Annotated in this window: 14 protein-coding genes and 1 tRNA gene; 6 read left to right on the top strand and 9 right to left on the bottom strand. The window is 42.0% G+C overall.

Annotation, left to right across the window (positions count from 1 at the left end):
- Positions 1 to 29: 29 nt before the first annotated feature.
- The 3 genes from J0X14_RS02005 to J0X14_RS01995 are packed head-to-tail and all read right to left on the bottom strand — an operon-like array spanning position 30 to position 5,861.
- Positions 30 to 1,112 carry a hypothetical protein gene (locus tag J0X14_RS02005; protein WP_207096079.1) on the bottom strand — a complete coding sequence of 361 codons (1,083 nt, stop codon included), beginning with the start codon at positions 1,110 to 1,112 and terminating at the stop codon, positions 30 to 32.
- Positions 1,113 to 1,122: 10 nt separating this feature from the next.
- Positions 1,123 to 2,655 (bottom strand): RagB/SusD family nutrient uptake outer membrane protein, encoded by a 1,533-nt coding sequence (locus J0X14_RS02000; protein ID WP_207096078.1) that lies wholly within the window; start codon positions 2,653 to 2,655, stop codon positions 1,123 to 1,125.
- 59 nt (positions 2,656 to 2,714) lie between these two features.
- On the bottom strand, positions 2,715 to 5,861 hold the full coding sequence (locus J0X14_RS01995; protein ID WP_207096077.1) for a SusC/RagA family TonB-linked outer membrane protein: 3,147 nt from the start codon (positions 5,859 to 5,861) through the stop codon (positions 2,715 to 2,717).
- A gap of 605 nt (positions 5,862 to 6,466) precedes the next feature.
- On the opposite strand from J0X14_RS01995, the gene J0X14_RS01990 reads away from it, so the two are divergent.
- Genes J0X14_RS01990 through J0X14_RS01975 form a run of 4 tightly spaced genes read left to right on the top strand, consistent with a single transcriptional unit; the run spans position 6,467 to position 11,813 of the window.
- Positions 6,467 to 7,603, top strand: coding sequence for a glycoside hydrolase family 26 protein (locus J0X14_RS01990; RefSeq protein ID WP_207096076.1), 1,137 nt, complete (start codon positions 6,467 to 6,469; stop codon positions 7,601 to 7,603).
- A 2-nt stretch (positions 7,604 to 7,605) separates the two neighbouring features.
- Positions 7,606 to 9,438, top strand: a complete 1,833-nt coding sequence (locus tag J0X14_RS01985) for a sodium:solute symporter family protein (RefSeq protein ID WP_207096075.1) — start codon at positions 7,606 to 7,608, stop codon at positions 9,436 to 9,438.
- On the top strand, positions 9,439 to 10,617 hold the full coding sequence (locus J0X14_RS01980) for a glycosidase (protein WP_207096074.1): 1,179 nt from the start codon (positions 9,439 to 9,441) through the stop codon (positions 10,615 to 10,617).
- The gene (locus J0X14_RS01975) at positions 10,617 to 11,813 is read left to right on the top strand and encodes an AGE family epimerase/isomerase (RefSeq protein ID WP_207096073.1); all 1,197 of its coding nucleotides are present in this window, start codon (positions 10,617 to 10,619) and stop codon (positions 11,811 to 11,813) included. The genes J0X14_RS01980 and J0X14_RS01975 overlap by 1 nt, the downstream gene beginning before the upstream one ends.
- Here J0X14_RS01975 and J0X14_RS01970 read toward each other — a convergent pair.
- The 4 genes from J0X14_RS01970 to mce form a co-directional block, all read right to left on the bottom strand.
- On the bottom strand, positions 11,810 to 12,685 hold the full coding sequence (locus J0X14_RS01970; protein WP_207096072.1) for an AraC family transcriptional regulator: 876 nt from the start codon (positions 12,683 to 12,685) through the stop codon (positions 11,810 to 11,812). The genes J0X14_RS01975 and J0X14_RS01970 overlap by 4 nt on opposite strands.
- 87 nt (positions 12,686 to 12,772) lie before the next feature.
- Entirely contained in the window at positions 12,773 to 14,152 is a 1,380-nt protein-coding gene (locus J0X14_RS01965; protein WP_207096071.1) for a Gfo/Idh/MocA family oxidoreductase, read from the bottom strand.
- A gap of 117 nt (positions 14,153 to 14,269) precedes the next feature.
- A tRNA-Ile gene (locus J0X14_RS01960) sits at positions 14,270 to 14,343 on the bottom strand.
- A gap of 59 nt (positions 14,344 to 14,402) precedes the next feature.
- A complete protein-coding gene (gene mce / locus J0X14_RS01955; protein WP_207096070.1) occupies positions 14,403 to 14,810 on the bottom strand; it encodes a methylmalonyl-CoA epimerase in 408 nt (135 codons plus the stop codon).
- A 105-nt stretch (positions 14,811 to 14,915) separates the two neighbouring features.
- Here mce and rbfA point away from each other — a divergent pair, with 105 nt between their 5' ends.
- Positions 14,916 to 15,311: a 30S ribosome-binding factor RbfA gene (gene rbfA / locus J0X14_RS01950; RefSeq protein WP_207096069.1), complete on the top strand. Its 396-nt coding sequence runs from the start codon at positions 14,916 to 14,918 to the stop codon at positions 15,309 to 15,311.
- A 2-nt stretch (positions 15,312 to 15,313) separates the two neighbouring features.
- Positions 15,314 to 16,513 (top strand): ABC transporter permease, encoded by a 1,200-nt coding sequence (locus tag J0X14_RS01945; protein ID WP_207096068.1) that lies wholly within the window; start codon positions 15,314 to 15,316, stop codon positions 16,511 to 16,513.
- On the opposite strand, the gene dusB is transcribed toward J0X14_RS01945, so the two are convergent.
- Both dusB and J0X14_RS01935 read right to left on the bottom strand, forming a co-directional pair.
- Positions 16,510 to 17,502 (bottom strand): tRNA dihydrouridine synthase DusB, encoded by a 993-nt coding sequence (gene dusB / locus J0X14_RS01940; protein ID WP_207096067.1) that lies wholly within the window; start codon positions 17,500 to 17,502, stop codon positions 16,510 to 16,512. The two genes, J0X14_RS01945 and dusB, sit on opposite strands and share 4 nt — an antisense overlap.
- Before the next feature lie 49 nt (positions 17,503 to 17,551).
- Entirely contained in the window at positions 17,552 to 19,972 is a 2,421-nt protein-coding gene (locus J0X14_RS01935; RefSeq protein ID WP_207096066.1) for an outer membrane beta-barrel family protein, read from the bottom strand.
- Positions 19,973 to 20,056 lie beyond the last annotated feature (84 nt).

Below are 20,056 nucleotides of genomic sequence, written 5' to 3'. Positions count from 1 at the left end.
TGTCTAGTTTTATATTTTAAAAAATTCTCCTATTCAATGAGCCCTACTTGGTCCAAATAAAATAGGAAGGGGGCGGTACCACCGGAGAATTCCTGAAAATCAATCCGTGTAATTAATTCCGGAGCTGTCCCTGGAGGGTAAAAATCGGTAAGAGGGATACTGAAGCTGTTCCATTCCCCTGGCACCAAATCGAGTTCCACCTGAACGGCAAAGTCGTTCAGTGCACATGCAACTCGCACGGTTTCGCTGTTAGCGGGATAAATTTGGAAGTTAATGGCACTGTAGTCCGCAATTACCAAATCCTCAGTCAAGTCATTGGAAACAAAGGTTAGCCCTGCCCAGTTAAGACTCTCCCTTCGGATAGCGGTTGAGCCAAGAGTCACTTCTGTGGAAAGTTCTTGGGTACCATCCCATCCTCCAAGTTCCCACCCGTTGATCAACTCATCCGTAAAAATTGGATAGTTAAACCCGTATGATGTGGATTGGGCAATGGCTCCATTAACGAAAACGTGTATAAAGGCCTGAATAACACCATCAGGAACCTCTACGACTATTGCCGAGGCAGTTTTGTTTATAATCCTAGCTTCTCTTTCCACCAAATTGCCGTCATCTTCCGATCCCGAAGCAAATAAGACCTGGTCAGCATCGGTGAAATCGCCCCCGTATAAGGTTACAGCGTTTACACCGTCTACCAAGCCTTCATCAAAACCCGTAATGGTTAAAAGAGAAAAATTGGCCTCGGCAACACCATACAGTGTTTCCACAGTTAATTTATTGGAGGCATTTATATAGGGCGCACCCAAAGGAATCTGTGAAATAATGGTATTGTCCGTCACCAAGGTGGGATTGAACCCTGCATCGAAACCATTATATTTAATAGATGTTGTTGTGCCCAGGTTCTCTCCTTTGATATAATATAGATTTCCTAGAACACCGGTCTGCACCGTACTGTTTTCGGTAGCATCTGCCACACTTGTTATCACTGGCGGTTCTGTGCTCCCTGAAGACAAATCAGATTGATTGAACTCATTGCTACATGCTGACATTATGGCCAACGCTACTATAAATGCGGCATATCTAAAATTGACTGTGTTGCGAATATTTTTTTTCATTGCTCTTTTTTTAATTGAAATAGGGAACAGGTGGATCCAGCAATGCGGGATTGTTCAGGGTTTCATTGGTTGGATACGGAAACAGCAACTTATCTGCGGTAATGGTGACGAACCTATCGGTTATTCCATTTGTTTCTCCCCGATCTGTATCATTAAACCACCCTCTTTGTACCGTTGCTAAATACGCCAAGGCATCAGACCTTCTGATAGCATCGTACCAATGCTCCATTTCCATAGCAAATTCAATTTTTCTTTCCCGAAACACATCTTCAAAGGTTGGGTTGGTAATTGAAGGCAATCCAGCTCTGTTACGTACTTTATTCACTGAGGCTTCGGCTTCGGCCATGGAGCCCACATTGCCCAAAATAATGGCTTCGGCCTGTATCAATAATATATCGGCATATCGGAGCACATAAATATTATTGGCATAACTGGTTCTGGCTCCGCCACCATTATTGGCCGGTGTCCCCACTACATATTTTTTAATGGCAACATTTGTACCTTGCGCATTGCACCCCGAAGGTCCCGGGGCAGTATACCCCCCATTAAGGTCCGGATAAAAGGATTCTGGATCCATGATAGTGGCTTTATACCGTTGGTCCATTTCTTTGTCTTCGTAGGTGTCCTGCAAATCAAGGGATGGGCCAATTGCTGACCAACCATCATCAAAACCGGTAATTCCAGATAATGCATAGAGGCTTTGCACCCCATTTCCTTCTGCATAATTGCCGCTGCCGGTCCACTGGGTGGCAAGGATGCTCTCGGAATTGTTGTCGTTCTCGGTCAGGAATAGGTCATTGTAGCTTCCAGCAGTACCGTCTGCGCCAGTACCTCCCAAAAGTTTGAACTCCCCCGAGCCAATCACCTCCGTTGCCAACTGATAGGCTTGGGCATAATCTTCCTGGGTCAGTTGAACCTTGGCCAATAGAGCCTTGGCGCCATTACTGGAAATTCTCCCAGGATCCGAAGATTTGGTATTTGTGATGTTATCAATGGCAAAGTTTAAATCATTTTCTATAAAGGTGTAGACGTCTTCAACCAAATGCCTTGGGATATAACTTTCATCAACTAGCTCCAAGTTGTTTTCCACAATTGGAACTGATCCAAAGATCCTCACCAAGTAGAAATAGGCCGTGGCTCTCATGGCCCTTGCCTCACCCACAGCATTGTTGATGACCGATTGGGGCACATCTGCATTGGCGGTTGTGGGCACCGTATTTATTATGGTGTTCGCATGTGCAACTACGGCGTACAATGATCCCCAGGCCTGGCCCAGTGTATTATGCTCGCCCGTAATGGCAAATAAATCGAAATCTTGGTTTCTAGGGTCCCATGTTCTACCAGTACCGCCGGCCAAATCACCAATACACCATGATACATTGGAAACAAAATTATACCATGGCACACTGTACAGAATATTTGTGGCCACTTCAATTTGTTCCGTGGTCTTATAAAACTCTTCAGAGTTTGGAGAGTCTTCTGGCGGGCGATCCAAAAATTCCTTGCTACATGAAACCAAAATCGGCAAAGAGAGGAATGCCATCAAAACTAATTTTGTAACATTTAATCCTTTTTTCATAATTCTAGCTATCTTTTATTTAATTAAAAATCAATGTCAATCCCAAAAGTGAAGGTCCTTGGAAGTGGATATCTTCCATTGTCAACACCGGCCAACAGAGGGTTTTGGTTGAACGCTCCTACCTCTGGGTCGTACCCAGAATAGTTGGTAAAGGTGTAAAGGTTCTGCACAGAGCCATAGATGTTAACCTTGTTTAATGCTCCTATTTTATCCAATACTTTGGATGGAATCTGATATCCCAATTTTACGTTTTGAATTCTGACATAAGACCCATCTTCTATATATCTGTCCGAGATAAATATATTGGGTGTGGCATTGCTTGTATATCTGGGGTGTGTGGCATCTGGATTTTGGAAAGTCCAAAAATCCCGAACTGATTCCAATTGATTCCGGTAGGTTAAATTAGTACCTGTTAATGACCGGTTAAGCGCATTGAAAATCTCATTTCCGTAGGATCCTTGCACAAAAATGGATAAATCAAAACCCTTGTAACTGAAATTGTTCTGCCAACCGAAAGTAAAATCGGGATGGGGGCTACCAATTACCGTTCTATCTTCGCCATCCACAACACCATCTCCGTTTACGTCCTTGAACTTAATATCCCCAAGCCATGTTCTACCTACAGCACTTGCATCCCCCACAGGTTGTCCAAATTGAATAGGGGCATTATTTAAATCATCCACAGATCGAAACAATCCTTCCACTTGATATCCATAAAATACACCGATGGGTTCGCCTACTTTTGTTTCGGTAAGTATTTGGTTGGTATCATCCAAATCGGTTTGGCCATTAATGGTCAATCCGTCAACCAACTCCAAGACCTCATTTTTATAATGGGAGAAGGTAAGGGTGGAGTTCCATGAAAATGCACCCGCGCTAAGGGTGTCAAAGTTGAGAGTGACATCGATACCCTTATTCTCCATTTCTCCTAAATTTACCCATGGTGGGGTAATGGATCCTGCAATGCTGGAGTCTCCGCCGAGCACAAAGTCGTTAAGACCCAACTGGAAGAGGAAATCACTATTGACTTTTCGATATACCTCAACTGTGGTGTTCAAATGTCCTCCAAACAAGGAAAAGTCAACTCCCAGGTTGGTCTGCTTTGAAGTTTCCCATCGCACATCTGGGTTTGGAATATTGGACACCGAAAAAGCGGTGCCCAATTGTGTGGCATTCGTGTTTAATATAGATAGGAATGGGTTGTTGCTAATTTCCTGGTTACCTACTTCACCATATCCTCCGAAGAACTTGATGTTTTGGATTGCTGTGAAATCTTCCATGAATTTTTCGTTGGACAATCTCCATGCTGCCGAAACGGATGGGAAATACCCCCATTTATTGCCTTCAGCGAATCGCGAAGAGCCATCCGCCCGTATGGAAGCTGTAAGACTGTACTTGCTATCAAAGGAATAAATCAAACGGCTGAAATACGATTCCAACGAATTGCTCCCCTTGTATTCATCAATAATATAGGTATCGGCATCGGCATTGTTTAAGGTGGGGTTACTATTGTCCACAAAGCCAGATCCCGTTGTAATTATTCCATTATAAGAGGATTGTTGCGCTTCATGACCTACCAAGACAGTTACATCATGTTTTCCTCCAAAGTTGTTGGAATAGGTCAATAGATTTTTGACAATCCAATAATCAAAGTCCTCATTGGTTTTTGTCAATGTGGGATTGTCAAACGAAATTGCCCCATACGCAAATGCTTTTTGAAAGAGTGTATTTTTATTGTATCCAAAGGATCCCCCGAACTCGTTTCTCAACTTAAAGTTTTTTAGAATATCGATTTCAGCATACACATTGCCCAAGAGTTGGTCCTTCCTTAAATCGTTATCGGTATTCTCCAGCTGAGCAATGGGGTTGGGTACCGCCAATGCAATCTCTTCAGCCGTGACCGGTCCGGCATAGGAACCATCTGCATTGAAAACCGCTACGGCAGGATTATTTCTCAGCGCCAAAGCAACAATACCCCTAGAATCTCCATTGGCTACAATGCTTTCGTTGGTTCTGCTGGCGGTAAGATTAATGCCCACTTTAACTTTATCCAAAATTTGCGAGTCCAAATTCAGTCTAATCGAGGTCCTGTCAAACCCAGAGCCTTTTACTGTTCCTTGCTGATCTGTATATCCGGTGGAGAGGTAATATTGTGTTTTTTCACTGCCCCCGGAAAAAGACAATTGATGGTTTTGCAAAAGGGCATCGTCAAATATTTCCTTTTGCCAATTGGTTCCTTTTCCCAGCAGTCCAGGTCTTAAAAATTCTATTTGTTCCGGAAGCTGAAACACTTCCCGCATCTCATTTTGTAGCCCGGCATATCCTTGTAGGTCCAGAACAGGCATAATATTGGTAGGTTGCTGAATTGCTGTATAACCACTATAATTCATGGTGCTTCTTTCCCTCTTTCCTTTCTTCGTGGTGATGATCACTACTCCGTTGGCACCTCTTGAACCATAAATTGCGGTAGCCGAGGCATCTTTTAAAATATTCACGGATTCAATGTCATTGGGATTAAGGCCGGCCAGATTTCCCGAGCTATTCTCAAAAAACCTTCCACTTCCTCCGGTATTTCGGCTGTCCCCAGAAATTGGAACTCCATCTACAATATATAAGGGTTCTGCTGATGCATTAATGGACCCGACTCCCCTAATTCTGACCGAAACGGCACCTCCAGGTCGCCCGCTGTTCTGGGTGACAGTGACCCCTGCAGCCCTACCCTGAATCAATTGATCTATACTAATTTGGGGTATTTTTTCAATGTTTTCTACGGCAATATTGGCTACGGACCCGGACAATTCCTCCTTCAGTTGGGTACCATAACCAATGACCACCACTTCATCCAGTTCACTTAGGCTTTCCTCCAAAACAATATTTATGGACGTTCTACCATTAACGGCAACCTCTCGGGTAACAAATCCAATATAGCTGATGACCAAGGTGGCATTCTCACCAACTTCAATGATATAATTCCCATCAAAATCAGAAACCACACCATTAGAAGTGCCTTTCTCTACAATATTGGCCCCCGGTATGCCCATGTTATTGGAGTCGGTTATAACTCCACTGACCCTATTCTGGGCCAAAGTCAATTGCACCATAAGGCCAAAGAAGAACATCGTGCCATAAAACCGTAAGGCACTCCCTTCTTTACATTTAATATTTCCCATAATTCTCAAATCAAATTTGTTTAGTCCTTAATAATTGACACCTGAAAATAGAGTATCGAAAAAAATAAGCGTTTTTGGTTAAACAAATTTATTTGAACAGCCTACTCCCACATAATACTATTTGAGCATTTTGTAGTATAATATTTTGTTAACTGCGTATGATTATACCGTAAAGCCATTTAAAGATTTCAACCCATTTATATAATTTATCTATTTTAATACTTTTATTATTGGGGGTTTTTAAAAAAGAAAGTGGTTTTTTTGAGGATTGTATTATCACGCATTTTTTCAAAATAATGCGCTCAATAAAAACAATCACCCATTGTTCGATTGCTTTATATTAAATGTTAAGGTTGACTCGACTTTTCAATATTTAAAAAATGTGTTCAATTATTTGATTATCAATTAATTAAAATCATTAAGGGAATAATCATCAATCATTCTGGTAATTTTTAAGTAAGGAACACATCGTTTCTTTTGAAAATATACTTTGGATATTTGAATAAATAATATCATATATTTTATAACAGTCCTTGTTAAATTTGCTTCTATTATCCTCATTCTGCCAGACATTGAGCCCGAACATATCATTTATTTTGAAAACCATGAGGTCCAATATTGGGATAGAAAAGAACCTATATTTACTAGTACTACTGGTTTCGGCGGTTTCTTGTAAGCCTCTCTACAATGCTGGATATGAAAAAACACCTATGGTAGACAAAAAGCTTTCCCCGCCGACAAAAAGGTTGCACAAAAAACTTTTCCTCACTTCAAAGAAAGGTATCATCTTGGGCCATCAAGATTCTCCTGGATATGGGGTAGGTTGGAAATACGATGCAGCGGTTCATGCGTTTGAGAGTGATGTACAAAAAGCAACTGGGGATTTTCCCGGGGTATATGGGTTTGATTTGGGACATATAGAATTGGACAAAACACATAATCTGGACACTGTTGGTTTTGCGCCAATGCGAAGGAACATTCAAGAAGCGTATAAAAAAGGAGGCATTATTACCCTAAGTTGGCACCTTAACAACCCTTTTTCTGATGGTAGTTCTTGGGATACCATATCGGCTGTTGACAAAATAATCCCTGGTGGAGCTTATATAAAAAAGTATGAACATTGGGTAGAACGTTTGGCCAATTTCGTAAAGTCCTTAAAATATGAGGGAAAGGAAATCCCAGTGATTTTTAGGCCGTTTCACGAAATGAACGGAAACTGGTTTTGGTGGGGGGATGGTAATTGTTCCCCTTCTGATTATGTCGCGCTTTGGAAACAAACCGTGCACCTATTAAGGGACAAACACAGGGTGCATCAAATTCTGTATGCCTATTCGCCCAACATTGTTGATTCTGAGAGCACTTTCTTAAAATATTATCCAGGTGATGCTTATGTGGATATTCTGGGTGCTGACATTTACGATCATAATGATTCTGAAACCTATGCCAAAAATGTAAAAGAGAACTTGAAGATACTGCGAAGTATCGCCAAAAGAAAGAATAAGTTATACGCCTTCACTGAAACAGGTTTGGAGAAAATCCCAAATGAAAAATGGTTTACCGAGATACTCTATCCCAATATAAGGGCTTCAGGTATTGCATGGATATTATTCTGGAGAAATGCGCGGGAATCCCATCATTATGTGCCTTTTCCAGGGCATAAAAGCGAGACGGATTTTAGACAATTCTGTAAATCCCAAGATATACTCCTTTTGGGCAACCTTCAAACCATCGATACCCAATAAATATGCTCTCTACACTTGATATTACCATCATAGCTGTTTATTTACTATCGACCGTAATCATTGGGTTGGTGGTCAAGAAAAGTGCCCAAAAGAGCAAAGAAGCATACCTCTTGGGCGGAAAATCAATCCCATGGTATCTACTAGGGCTGTCAAATGCATCCGGCATGTTCGATATTTCAGGAACCATTTGGCTGGTCACCCTTATGTTCGTTTATGGAATCAAAAGTGCTTGGATTCCATGGCTGTGGCCTGTTTTCAACCAAATATTCTTAATGGTCTACCTCTCCAAATGGTTAAGACGTTCCAATGCCACAACTGGAGCGGAATGGATTGGAACCCGTTTCGGTTTTAAAAAAGGAGCAAAGCAATCACACATTATAGTTGTAATTTTTGCGTTGATCATGTGCCTGGGGTATTTGGCGTATGGCTTTATAGGCTTGGGCAAATTTGTTGAAATTTTTATTCCCTGGGAAGTCATCAATGCCTATGTTCCTTTTGAGGTTCCATTGGAGTATGTTCCTCATTTCTATGGTACGGTCTTCACCTTTTTTGCAGTTTTCTATTCCCTGATAGGAGGAATGTCTGGAATTGTATTGGCCGACGTGGTCCAATTTGCCATAATGACCATTGCCGCATTGGTGATTGGTTATCTTGGGTTTCAAGCTGTGGGAAACAATCCATTACATGTTCCCGAAGGTTGGATGTCTCCATTTTTCGGTTGGGAGCTCAATCTGGATTGGAGCCATATCATTCCAAAGGTCAACGACAAGATACGCTCTGATGGTTTTGGGCTGTTCACCATCTTTTTTATGATGATGGTCTTTAAAGGAGTTTTGGTCAGTTTGGCCGGGCCAGCACCCAATTACGACATGCAGAAAATCCTTTCCACCAAATCGCCTGCAGAGGCCTCCAAAATGAGTGGTTTTGTATCTGTGGTGCTCATTCCTATTCGCTATTTCATGATTGCGGGCTTTGCGGCCTTGGCATTGATTTACTATGAAAAACTGGATTTGATGAACGCCGCAGGTGAAATTGATTTTGAACTGATTTTGCCTACAGCTATGATAGAATTTGCACCCATAGGACTATTGGGTTTGCTGTTGGCGGGCTTGATTGCCGCATTTATGTCCACCTTTGCAGGAACCCTCAACGCCGCTCAAGCCTATCTGGTCAATGACATCTACCTGAAGTATCGCAACCCAAACGCCTCCATAAAACAGGTGCGGAATATGAATTACCTCTCTGGTATCTGTGTTGTAATCTTCAGTATTGTGTTGGGTTTTTTCGCCAAAGATGTCAACTCCGTGTTGCAATGGATTGTTTCCATCCTGTATGGAAGCTACGTAGGATCTAATGTTTTAAAATGGTATTGGTGGCGTTTTAACGGGGAAGGGTTTTTCTGGGGAATGGTCGCTGGTCTCCTATCCGCAGCCATTGTGCCGGAGTTGTTCCCAAATGCTTTGGAACTCTATTTGTTTCCCATATTGTTGGTGGTCTCTTTGCTTGGTGGCATTATTGGCACATACTCCGCACCCCCTACTGACGAGGAAACTTTAAAAACTTTTTATAAAAATGTGCGTCCTTGGGGTTTTTGGAAGCCTATTCACGATAAGGTTCTTGCCGAAAATCCAGACACGTCAAAGAATACCGATTTTGGTAGGGACATGTTTAATGTGTTTGTAGGCATTATTGCCCAAACCACTTTTATGGTACTTCCAATGTATCTCATTTTTAGACAAACCCTACCCTTTTGGATAACCCTAGGCATTATGGCATTGAGCCTTTTGCTTCTTAAAAAATTCTGGTGGAACAGATTGAACGAACAACTAGACTAAATGGATACATTATTTAAAGAAAGCTTTGAGGCACTGAAAGCTGAACAGCTAAAATTGTTGGGCAGGACAAATAAGCTAGTGGCTAAATCCAATGGGGTTTATCAGCGATTTGAATTTCCGATTGTAACCCCAGACCATATTCCTTTGCATTGGAGATATGACCTTAATCCAGGAACCAATCCATACATGATGGAACGTATTGGGTTCAACAGTACCTTTAATGCAGGAGCTATAAAGCGCAATGGCCATTACCTACTCTGCCTTAGAGTGGAGGGGAATGATCGAAAATCATTTTTTGCTATGGCCGAAAGTCCAAATGGCATTGATAATTTTAGGTTTTGGGACGAGCCCTTTCTCATTCCTGAAATCCCTGGAAACCCAGACACCAATGTATACGACATGCGTTTAACAGAGCATGAGGATGGATGGATCTATGGCATTTTCTGCACCGAACGAAAAGACCCAAAAGCTTCACCAGATGATACAAGCTCTGCCATTGCCAATGCGGGGATTGTGAGAACACAAGATCTAAAGCGCTGGGAAAGGTTGCCCGATTTGGTCTCCAACTCAGGACAGCAACGCAACGTGGTATTGCACCCAGAATTTGTAAACGGGAAATATGCCATATACACCAGGCCCCAAGATGGTTTTATAAATGTGGGAAGTGGCGGCGGAATAGGATTGGGGTATGTAGATGATATGGCAAATCCTGTGGTTAAAGACGAAAAGATCATAAACAACAAAGTGTACCACACCGTTTACGAGCTCAAAAATGGCCAAGGACCAGCTCCCATAAAAACGCCAAAAGGTTGGTTGCATTTGGCCCATGGCGTGCGTAAAACAGCAGCTGGACTCCGGTATACACTTTACATGTTTATGACCGATTTAAAGGATATTTCAAAAGTGACCTACCAACCTGCCGGATATTTTATGGCACCCATTAATGGCGAGCGTACAGGGGATGTTTCCAATGTACTTTTCGCAAACGGTTGGATCGTTGATGATGATGGAACAGTATACATTTACTATGCATCTTCAGACACTAGAATGCATGTGGCCGTTTCAAGTATTGATAAGCTGATGGATTATATTGTAAATTCTCCTGAAGATAAATTTACCTCGGCCCATTCAGTGAAAACCATTCTCAAATTGATTCAAAAAAATAAAGGTTTGTATTGATGCCACAGCCCCTTCAAGTGCTGCAATCTGAATTAAGAACGGAGTTGGACCGAATCCTCAACTATTGGAGCCAAAATACCCTCGATTTTGATCATGGTGGTTTTTGGGGGCGAATTGATCACCGGAACAAAATAGTATCAAATGCCCCCAAAGGCATTATCCTGAACACAAGAATTCTATGGTCGTTTAGTGCAGCTTCCAACCATTTGAAAACCAATGAATACCAATTTATATGTGATCGCGCCCACGAATATCTAAAAGACCATTTTAAGGATTCTATTCATTCTGGAGTGTTTTGGGAACTGGATTATACGGGAAACCCCATTAACACTCGAAAACAAATTTATGCCCAAGCTTTTGCCATCTACGCCCTTTCCGAGTATTACATTTTATCCAAAAATGAAGAGGCAAAACAATGGGCCATTCAACTTTTTGAAATCATCGAAAAAGTGGCTAAGGATCCCCTAAATGGGGGATATCTGGAAGCCTTCCGCGAAGATTGGTCGCCCATTGAGGATATGCGCCTTAGCACAAAGGACATGAATGCCTCTAAGACCATGAACACCCATCTTCATATTTTGGAGGCCTATACCCGTCTTTCGGATATTTATGAAAACGACCAACTAAAGAGTTCGCTCAAAGAGCTTGTTTTCCTCTTTCAGGAAAGATTTTTAACAGTTGAAAATCACTATGATCTTTTCTTTGATACAAATTGGAACTTATTAAGCTCTGTAGTTTCGTATGGACATGATATTGAAACCGCATGGTTGGTAATTGAGGCCGTCAAGCGCTTAAAGAACAACGCATTGTTAAAAGAAGTTCAGGATACTGCCATTCGGGTGGCTAACACATTTTTACAGGAGGCTATTGATGATGACATGGGGGTAATCAATGAAAAGAACACCAAAACGGGGCACGTGGACCAAGACCGGCATTGGTGGCCCCAAATGGAGGCCATTGTTGGGTTAGGGTATGTTTATGATGTAACCAACAATGCCAAGTATATTGAAACCGCTTTATCCATTTGGAAATTTGCCAAAAAACATTTGATCGACCATGAAAACGGGGAATGGCATTTTCGGGTTGATAAAAATGGAGCTCCATATACCCAAGAGGACAAAGTAAGTATGTGGAAGGCCCCCTACCATACCACAAGGGCCTGTATTTCGTTGAGCGCCGAGAACCCCTTTGGTTAAAGCACTTTTTTTATGCCTTCAAACTTTTCTTTGAACTCACTGGGAGTACATTTCTTAATCTTTTTGAAGATCCTGTTGAAATTGGCAATGTTGTTGAAGCCGCACTTATAGCTAATTTCAGAAACATTCATGTTGGATTCTATCAACCATCTAGACGCATAACTAATCCGGGTTTCATTGGTATATTCTATAAACGTTCGCCCTGTGCGTTTTTTTATGAACCTGTTGAACGTTCCCGGACTCATGTTCACCAATTCTGAAATTTCGGCAAGGGTAATTTTCCGTTCAAAATTTTGATGGATAAAATCGTACACCATTTTTATGCGGTCGCTGTTCTCAAATACATCATTGATGGAAGAACTGTAGGTGGACAACTGCCTTTGGTTGCGTGAATTGGCCAAGTCTTGTAAAATGGACAGCAATTCCATGAAATAATCCATGCTGTCAATCTTTGAAAGTGCCATGATTCTTGTCTTCAAATCTTTGGAAATCTTGCGCGAAAAAAGAATGCCCCTATTGGAGCGGTGCAGCATTTCTTTGATGGATTTAAAAATACGCCTGGAAAGCAATTTCTCATCAAACAGGTCATTATGGAACTGAATCGTAATCTCGTAAATTTTGTTGCTCTTGCAATTGTACGTTTCCCAACCATGTTCCAAATTGGGCCCAACCAAAACAAGCTCTATATTGTCAATTTCCTCCATGCTGTCCCCAACCACTCTTCGAACACCTTTGCCATTCCAAATAAAGTTCAGTTCATATTCAGGATGAAAATGTATTGGAAAATCAAAATGCTTCTTAACCCTGTCAAAAACCAAAAAACTATCGTCTTGAGACAATGGTGTAATTTCCCTGTGTATATTCTTGTTCATTGCAGAAAAATGATATGCCCCGAATGTAAAAACCAAGGCAAAAACAAGATACACAAATGTATTTTGATAAAAAAGTGGGCAGGGAAATCATAGCATGTATTCCGAAGGATGCTGCCATGATCCTCGATACTCCCGCTTTAATAATGCTGTGGCTTCAGGGTCATCAACAATGATTCTTTGTTGAGGATTGTAAATCAAGGGGCGTTTCAAATCCATGGAAAGATTAGCCATGATGCAACTTGCGGTTGAAATATGCCCTTCTTCCACATCGGCCACGGGGAGGGTATCGTTTTCAATGGCAGCCAGTAAATCCAACATGTGGGCCCTTGTAGCCGGAGCCGTATGCAATTCAATGTCTTTTTCCTTTAAATCTTCCGGAAACTGCTCCCGTTCATACAGCGCATCCATTTTGATGGTTTTACCCCCATCATTTGGAATAAACTCGTACTTATAAACGCTTCCCTTTAAGGTTCCTTTTTCGCCATAAATAAAAAAGGCCCAGGGATATTCAGGGTCTGGAGGGGTTCCCCAACTGCGGTGCTGCCAAATGCAATTCAGCTCATCAAACTCAAATACCGCAGTTTGCGTATCCGAAATATTGGCGATGGAGTCTTTTTGCACATAAATTCCCCCGGTAGAGCTCACCTTCTTGGGCCATCCCAGTCCCAGCATCCAACGCACGGTATCCAACATGTGGACGCACATATCGCCCACAATCCCGTTTCCATATTCCATAAAAGCACGCCAAGTTCGGTGTGGAACACCCACAAAGGGTCGCATGGAAGCGGGCCCGGACCACAAATCATAATCGAAATAATCAGGGATTTCCTGAAATGGTGGATTCGCATTCCATCGCATGTGGTAATAACAGCACATATCCACATGGGATATTTTGCCCAACAATCCGGCTTCAATAATATTTTTCTTGCCCTCAACCAAGTGTGGAGTGCTTCTGCGTTGTGTCCCTATTTGAACCTTCTTTCCCAATTTTCGAGCGGTGGCCAAAATAGCTTCGCCTTCCAAAACATCAAGGCTTATGGGTTTTTGCAAATACAAATGTGCTCCGGCTTCCATGGCCTCAATGGCTTGAAGCGCATGCCAGTGGTCTGGAGAACCGATAAGCACAATATCCAAATCCTTTTCGGCCAACATTGTGCGGTAATCTTTGTATAAACGTGGTTTTTTACCGGATTTCTGTCGTTCTGAAACCAGTTTTGCGGCTTCCTCCAAATAATTGCGGTCCACATCGCATAGCGAAACCACTTCAACATTGGCCACCTGAATCAGTTTGAATAAATCACTTTTTCCATACCACCCACACCCGATAAGGCCAACCCTTATTTTTCTTGGAGAATACATTATATCCAGTCCGTAAGCTCCAAATGATGATAAGGCCAGGGCCGCAGTAGATCCTTTTAAAAAATTTCTTCGATTAATATAAAATGGCTTGGGCTGGTTATTGCTCATGGTTGATTTTTAACCTTCAATTTAAGATTAATCTTTTAACCGAGCGTTTTAGTCAATACCATTATTTTAGAGAAATAAAAAAACCCTTCCAAATTATCAACTTAGAAGGGTTTTAAGTGGTCCCACCTGGGCTCGAACCAGGGACCACCTGATTATGAGTCAGGTGCTCTAACCAACTGAGCTATAGGACCGAATTTTTGCGGATGCAATATTAGTGTTTATTTTGCTTTACCGCAAGGTTTTAACGCCGCTACCCCGCTTTTATTTCCTGACAAAGCTCCACCAGCACCCCGTTGGTGCCCTTGGGATGCAAGAAGGCCACCAGTTTATTATCTGCCCCTTTTTTGGGCGTTTCGTTTAAGACAACAAACCCTTCTTCGCTCAATCTAGCGATTTCTGCAACAATGTCATCCACCGCAAAAGCAATGTGGTGAATGCCCTCGCCTTTCTTTTCCAAAAACTTGGCAATGGGGCTTTCTGGGTTGGTGGCTTCCAAAAGTTCTATCTTATTGGGCCCCGATTTAAAAAACGAGGTCTTTACCCCTTCTGATGCCACTTCTTCTGTTTTATAATGTGGAACGCCCAGAAGTTTGGCGAACAAACTGTTCGATGCTTCCAAATCCTTTACGGCTATCCCTATATGTTCAATTTTGTCCATTAGATTCCTTTTTTTTTGGCTCGAATGACTTTCTTGTCCCCTAAATTACACACTGAAAGGACACCATATCATGAGGTTAGTCAGTATTTCGCTTATTTTTGCAATATGGAGGAAACACAACGGCAAAAGAAAATAGCGGGAATCATCCAACAAGACTTGGCGGATATCCTGCAACGGGCGGCAACGGATGGTGGACTTAAGGGAACTTTGATATCAGTTACTAAAGTCTCTGTTACCACGGATTTATCCATAGCCAAAGTGTACGTGAGTATTTTTCCCAACAAAAATGCCAAAGAATTGCTGGATGGCATTAAAGCCAATCAGGTGGCTATTCGGTATGACTTGGCCCAACGTACCAAGCACCAATTGCGCAGGGTGCCCGAACTCAATTTTTATCTGGACGATTCCTTGGAATATATCGACAATATTGAAAAATCACTCAAAGGTGAAGAAAATCCCATTGAAAATCGAGACTTACTTGATAAACGAAAGAAATCCTGATTTTGAACTTTCCGCTGTATATCGCTAAACGTTATCTGCGCTCAAAGAGCAATCAAAATGCGGTAAACATCATCAATTTCATCACTTTTTTGGTGATTGTCATCGGGTCTGCCGCCTTATTTATTGTGCTTTCGGCCTTTGCTGGGCTAAAAACCTTTAGTCTCTCTTTTTCCAACACCTTTGATCCTGATCTCAAGGCTTTGCCTACAACTGGGAAGTACTTTTCCATTTCCCCCGATGATGAAACTGCTCTAAATTCGGTTTCTGGCTTAGCCAATTATTCCAAGGAGCTGGAGGAAAGGGCCTATCTCACCTTCAAGGAAAAAAGCTGCATCGCTTATATTAAAGGAATAGACGAAAATTATAGAGCGGTAACCGGTGTGGACAGTACCCTTTATTTTGGCAATTGGGGTGAAATGGAATACAACGGGGTCATGGGCATTGGTATCTACAACCAGCTTGGTGTGCCCATTGACAATTACAGAAACCCCATGACGGTTTTGGTGCCCAAACCGGGTAAGGGCTCTCTTGCTCAGCAGGGGCAACCCTACAACCAACTTTCTTTGGTGTTGAGTGGTGTGTATGCTGTGGAAGAAAATCTGGATAAAAAGTATGTTTTTGCGCAGCTCCCATTGGTCCAGGAGTTATTGGAACGTGACAGTACACAAATCTCGGGCATCAACTTTAAATTGAATGAAGGAGCTTCCGTTGATGAGGTGAAAGCCTCCATCAACACCATTTTAGGGAATAAAGTTTTTGTGTTGACCCGACAAGAGCAGAACAGCACCCTACACCGTATGCTGAAAACAGAAAATTTGGCGACTTATCTCATTTTTACTTTGGTGTTGATTATTGCTCTTTTTAATGTGGTCGGGGCTATTATCATGATGATTTTGGACAAACAACAGAATTCAAAAACACTGTTCAGTTTGGGAACAACCCTTAAAGAATTGCGAAGGATTTATTTTATCCAAGGCCTTTTGGTGACTTCTTTGGGTGGCCTTATTGGAGTTTTGATAGGTTCTTTGTTGATTGCTTCGCAATTGGCATTCAGTTGGTTGAAAATCACGCCATCCTTGGCGTATCCAGTAGAATACAACATCATGAACGTACTATTGGTATTGGCCACGATCGTAGTCTTGGGTTTTATTTCCTCCAAAATTGCGAGTAGTCGTATTACCAAAAAGTTGATTATGAACTAAGCGAATTGGAAGTCTCCAAATTTTTCCAATACCTCATCAAAGGCAGCAAAAACATTGGCAGCGTCATCACTGGTCACCATTTTCATACGGTACTCCTTGAAGTGTGGAATCCCTTTAAAATAGTTGGTGTAGTGTCTTCTGGTTTCAAAAACCCCTAATTTTTCACCTTTCCAATCAATGGCCATTTGCAAATGACGTCGAGCAGCCTCAACACGTTCTTCCATGGTGGGAGGGCTTAAGTGTTGGCCCGTTTTAAAGTAGTGTTTTACCTCTTTGAAAAACCATGGATTGCCAATACTCGCTCGTCCAATCATAGCGCCATCCAAACCGTATTCGTCACGCATTTTAACAGCGGCTTCCGGCGTGTCCACATCACCATTGCCAAATACCGGAATATGCATTCTTTGGTTGTTCTTAACTTCAGCAATGGGCTTCCAATCGGCTTCACCCTTGTACATCTGCACCCGGGTTCGCCCGTGGATAGAAATGGCTTCAATCCCCACATCCTGCAATCGCTCTGCAACCTCAACAATTTTGATAGAATCGGAATCCCAGCCCAAGCGGGTCTTAACGGTGACAGGAAGTTTTGTCCGCTTTACCATTTCCTCCGTCAGTTTCACCATCAAGGGAATATCACGAAGAATCCCAGCCCCTGCATTTTTGCACACCACTTTTTTAACCGGACAACCAAAATTGATGTCAATGATATCTGGGTTGGATTTTTCAACAATGTCCACGGCTTGCAACATGGAATCCAGCTCAGCACCAAAAATTTGGATACCCACGGGACGTTCCTTTTCGTAAATGTCCAGTTTAATGACACTTTTAGCGGCATCCCTGATCAATCCTTCTGAAGAAATGAACTCCGTATATACCACATCTGCCCCCTGTTCCTTGCACAAAGCACGAAAAGGAGGGTCGCTCACATCTTCCATTGGGGCAAGCAACAATGGAAAATCAGGAAGTTCTATGTTTCCAATTTTAGGCAAATCTTATTTTTTGGATTGCAAAAGTACAAAATACCCGATAATCAAGGCATTACTCTTCGGCTTCAAGTCGATCTCGTTCCTTTTTATCGATGTTGCGCTGATTATCCTGCAACCTGAAATTTCCAAAATTATAGGTAAACCCTACCCTGATAAACTGGGTTTCTGCCCGTCTTCGATAAAAATTATCCTGATTGAGATACCTTGAAGTATAGGTAGGAACCCATTTTTCCAAAAGATCCTCTGCAGCTATGGAAACAACAGCCCTGTTGTTGAACAAGGATTTTCGTAATCCCAAAGTAAGGTTCAACTGTTCATCAGAAATGTATGAACCAAACAAAAAATTGGAAATATAGGTCATGGTCACCTCGCCGGTGAGGCTTCCATCCTTGGAAAGCGTCAAATAATTGGCCAAGTAGCCATAGACCCCATCCACTTCATTGGTGTATTCCACGTTTCCGCTTTCAACGGCCAAAAAGGTTTCTTCCTCATGAAAAAGTGAGGTGTAGGCATACAAAAACCATGAGGGTATAATGGTTTTGCTCAGCGTAAAGTCCAATCCATAGGATGTGCTCTCCAATACATTTTGCTTGAGCTCCACCAAGGTTTGGTTGTCGTTGTCCTGAAAGACCAAATAGGCTATGTTGGCGCCATTATCCCGATAATACACATCGAAGAAATATTCGCTGTTAAGTGTATAGTTGAAATTAAAATTGTTGCTGAAGCTCGGTCTTAAACTTGGGTTGCCCTCTTCATAATCGTTCTCATTGAAGAAAAACCGGAATGGGTTAAGGTCGTTGTATTTGGGGCGATCCACATTTCTACCATAATCAAAGGAAAAGCTATGCTTATCCGATGGCGAATAAAGCAAATACAACGATGGAAAAGGTTCAAAGAAATCTTGGGTGTTGGTTTCGTTCAAAGTCAACGAAACCCCTTCTGCTTGGGTAAGTTCTCCCCGCAATCCCATTTTCATGGACCATTTTTCCCAGTTTTTTACAAAACTGAAATAGGCTGCATACACATTTTCATCATACGTGAAGTCATCAGATAGGGCTGAGTCCACGGTATTGCTTGTACCATTAAAGTTGAAAAAATCCACATTACTTTCAGAATCAATCGAAGAAATCTTGGCACCTGTTTCTATGGAAGCGTTGCCCATGGGCGTTGAAAAATCTATCTGCCCGGTGTAAATCTGAATGTCTTGCTGTGAATCAGAGTCAAAACCAAAATCCCTTAAAAAACTCCCGCTGGAATCAAAATAATTGGACGCCAAGTTCTGAAATGACTCTCCATTGTAATAGGTATAATGGCCGTTAAAACTCAGTCGGGCCCCGGGTTTTTTTAATTTGTGAACATAACTCAAATCAACTGCCACATTGGTGTTGTCCATAGTGGTATTGTTCAAGGTGGTAAAAGTGGAATCCAACTCATATTGGGCATTTTGCATGGTATTGCTCAACTGGGTTTGTTGTTCTTGATCAGGGTTGAACATTAAACTGGAAGTCAAATTGATGCTGTTGTTGTCATCAAAATCGTAATCCATAATTACGCTTCCGGTATGGGATTGGGTGCTTTTAATTTGGTTATATCGTGTATCCCATCGCGAAAAAACCGAATTGGCATCATCCATAAAATTGATGCCCTTCTCTGTTTTCCAGATTTCTTTTTGCGGATTGAAAGAATAGTTGGCAAATAGATTTAGCTTGTCTGTTTTATAGTAATGGCTTGTTCCCAAATTATATTTTGGAAACACCGCTTGGGTATAGGTTCCATTAATACTTCCCTTATATCCGGGAATAATATTTTTGCTCGTGACGATATTTAAAATGGGGCCGCCTTCGGCATCGTACTGGGCAGGCGGGTTAATGATTACCTCAACCGATTTAATGTTCACTCCCGAAAGACCCTGTAACAAATCTTGCACTTCTTGACCTGATAACTGAACTTGCCTTCCATTAAGATAGACCCTTGCACCCTCTCCCCTCACCAACAACCTATCATCGTTTACTATGACGCCAGGTGTACTTCTTAAAATATCCCATGTTGTTCCCTGAGAAATGACGGTATTTTCAACCGAAAAGACCAGTCTGTCTGGTAATCTTTGCAGCTTTGGTCGCTGTGACGTGACAACCACCTCATCCAGTTCATTGGCCTCCAAGGGTATGATCAATGCCCCTAGGGAAACATCTTGGGAAATATCCAATGCCCGTGGTTCAGAGCCCCGCCCCACATAGCTGGCTTGTAGAAGATAAAGATCAGGGTCTACCTCGGTAAGGGCAAAAAAACCATTGTCATCCGCAGAGGTGCCTTTTACAAAGGTGGTGTCGGATGCCTGCAAAAGCAAAATATTGGCAAAAGGTATAGTCTGGTTCTGTTCATCTACAACCTTTCCCGTAATCTGATAGGTCTGGGCACTTACATGGTTGACCACAAAAAACACCAATAAAACAATATAGGTGAGGTTTTTCATTTAAGTTGGGGTTGAACATCAAATCTAAGAAAATATTTTAGAGCGGTGCAACCCTCTTTTCTTATTTGCAAAAAACCATTCTCA

This window comes from Allomuricauda sp. CAU 1633 (assembly GCF_017313225.1).
In the GTDB taxonomy this organism is placed as follows: Bacteria; Bacteroidota; Bacteroidia; order Flavobacteriales; family Flavobacteriaceae; genus Flagellimonas.
This window is presented reverse-complemented; position numbering and strand designations above follow the sequence as displayed.

Excerpts from the sequence above, each read along its gene's own strand:
- rbfA (WP_207096069.1), top strand. The coding sequence starts at position 14,916 with ATGGAGGAAACACAACGGCAAAAGAAAATAGCGGGAATCATCCAACAA.
- J0X14_RS01975 (WP_207096073.1), top strand. The coding sequence starts at position 10,617 with ATGCCACAGCCCCTTCAAGTGCTGCAATCTGAATTAAGAACGGAGTTG.
- J0X14_RS01965 (WP_207096071.1), bottom strand. The coding sequence starts at position 14,152 with ATGAGCAATAACCAGCCCAAGCCATTTTATATTAATCGAAGAAATTTT.
- J0X14_RS01990 (WP_207096076.1), top strand. The coding sequence starts at position 6,467 with ATGAGGTCCAATATTGGGATAGAAAAGAACCTATATTTACTAGTACTA.
- J0X14_RS01935 (WP_207096066.1), bottom strand. The coding sequence starts at position 19,972 with ATGAAAAACCTCACCTATATTGTTTTATTGGTGTTTTTTGTGGTCAAC.
- J0X14_RS01995 (WP_207096077.1), bottom strand. The coding sequence starts at position 5,861 with ATGGGAAATATTAAATGTAAAGAAGGGAGTGCCTTACGGTTTTATGGC.
- J0X14_RS01980 (WP_207096074.1), top strand. The coding sequence starts at position 9,439 with ATGGATACATTATTTAAAGAAAGCTTTGAGGCACTGAAAGCTGAACAG.
- mce (WP_207096070.1), bottom strand. The coding sequence starts at position 14,810 with ATGGACAAAATTGAACATATAGGGATAGCCGTAAAGGATTTGGAAGCA.
- J0X14_RS01985 (WP_207096075.1), top strand. The coding sequence starts at position 7,606 with ATGCTCTCTACACTTGATATTACCATCATAGCTGTTTATTTACTATCG.
- J0X14_RS02005 (WP_207096079.1), bottom strand. The coding sequence starts at position 1,112 with ATGAAAAAAAATATTCGCAACACAGTCAATTTTAGATATGCCGCATTT.
- J0X14_RS01970 (WP_207096072.1), bottom strand. The coding sequence starts at position 12,685 with ATGAACAAGAATATACACAGGGAAATTACACCATTGTCTCAAGACGAT.
- J0X14_RS02000 (WP_207096078.1), bottom strand. The coding sequence starts at position 2,655 with ATGGCATTCCTCTCTTTGCCGATTTTGGTTTCATGTAGCAAGGAATTT.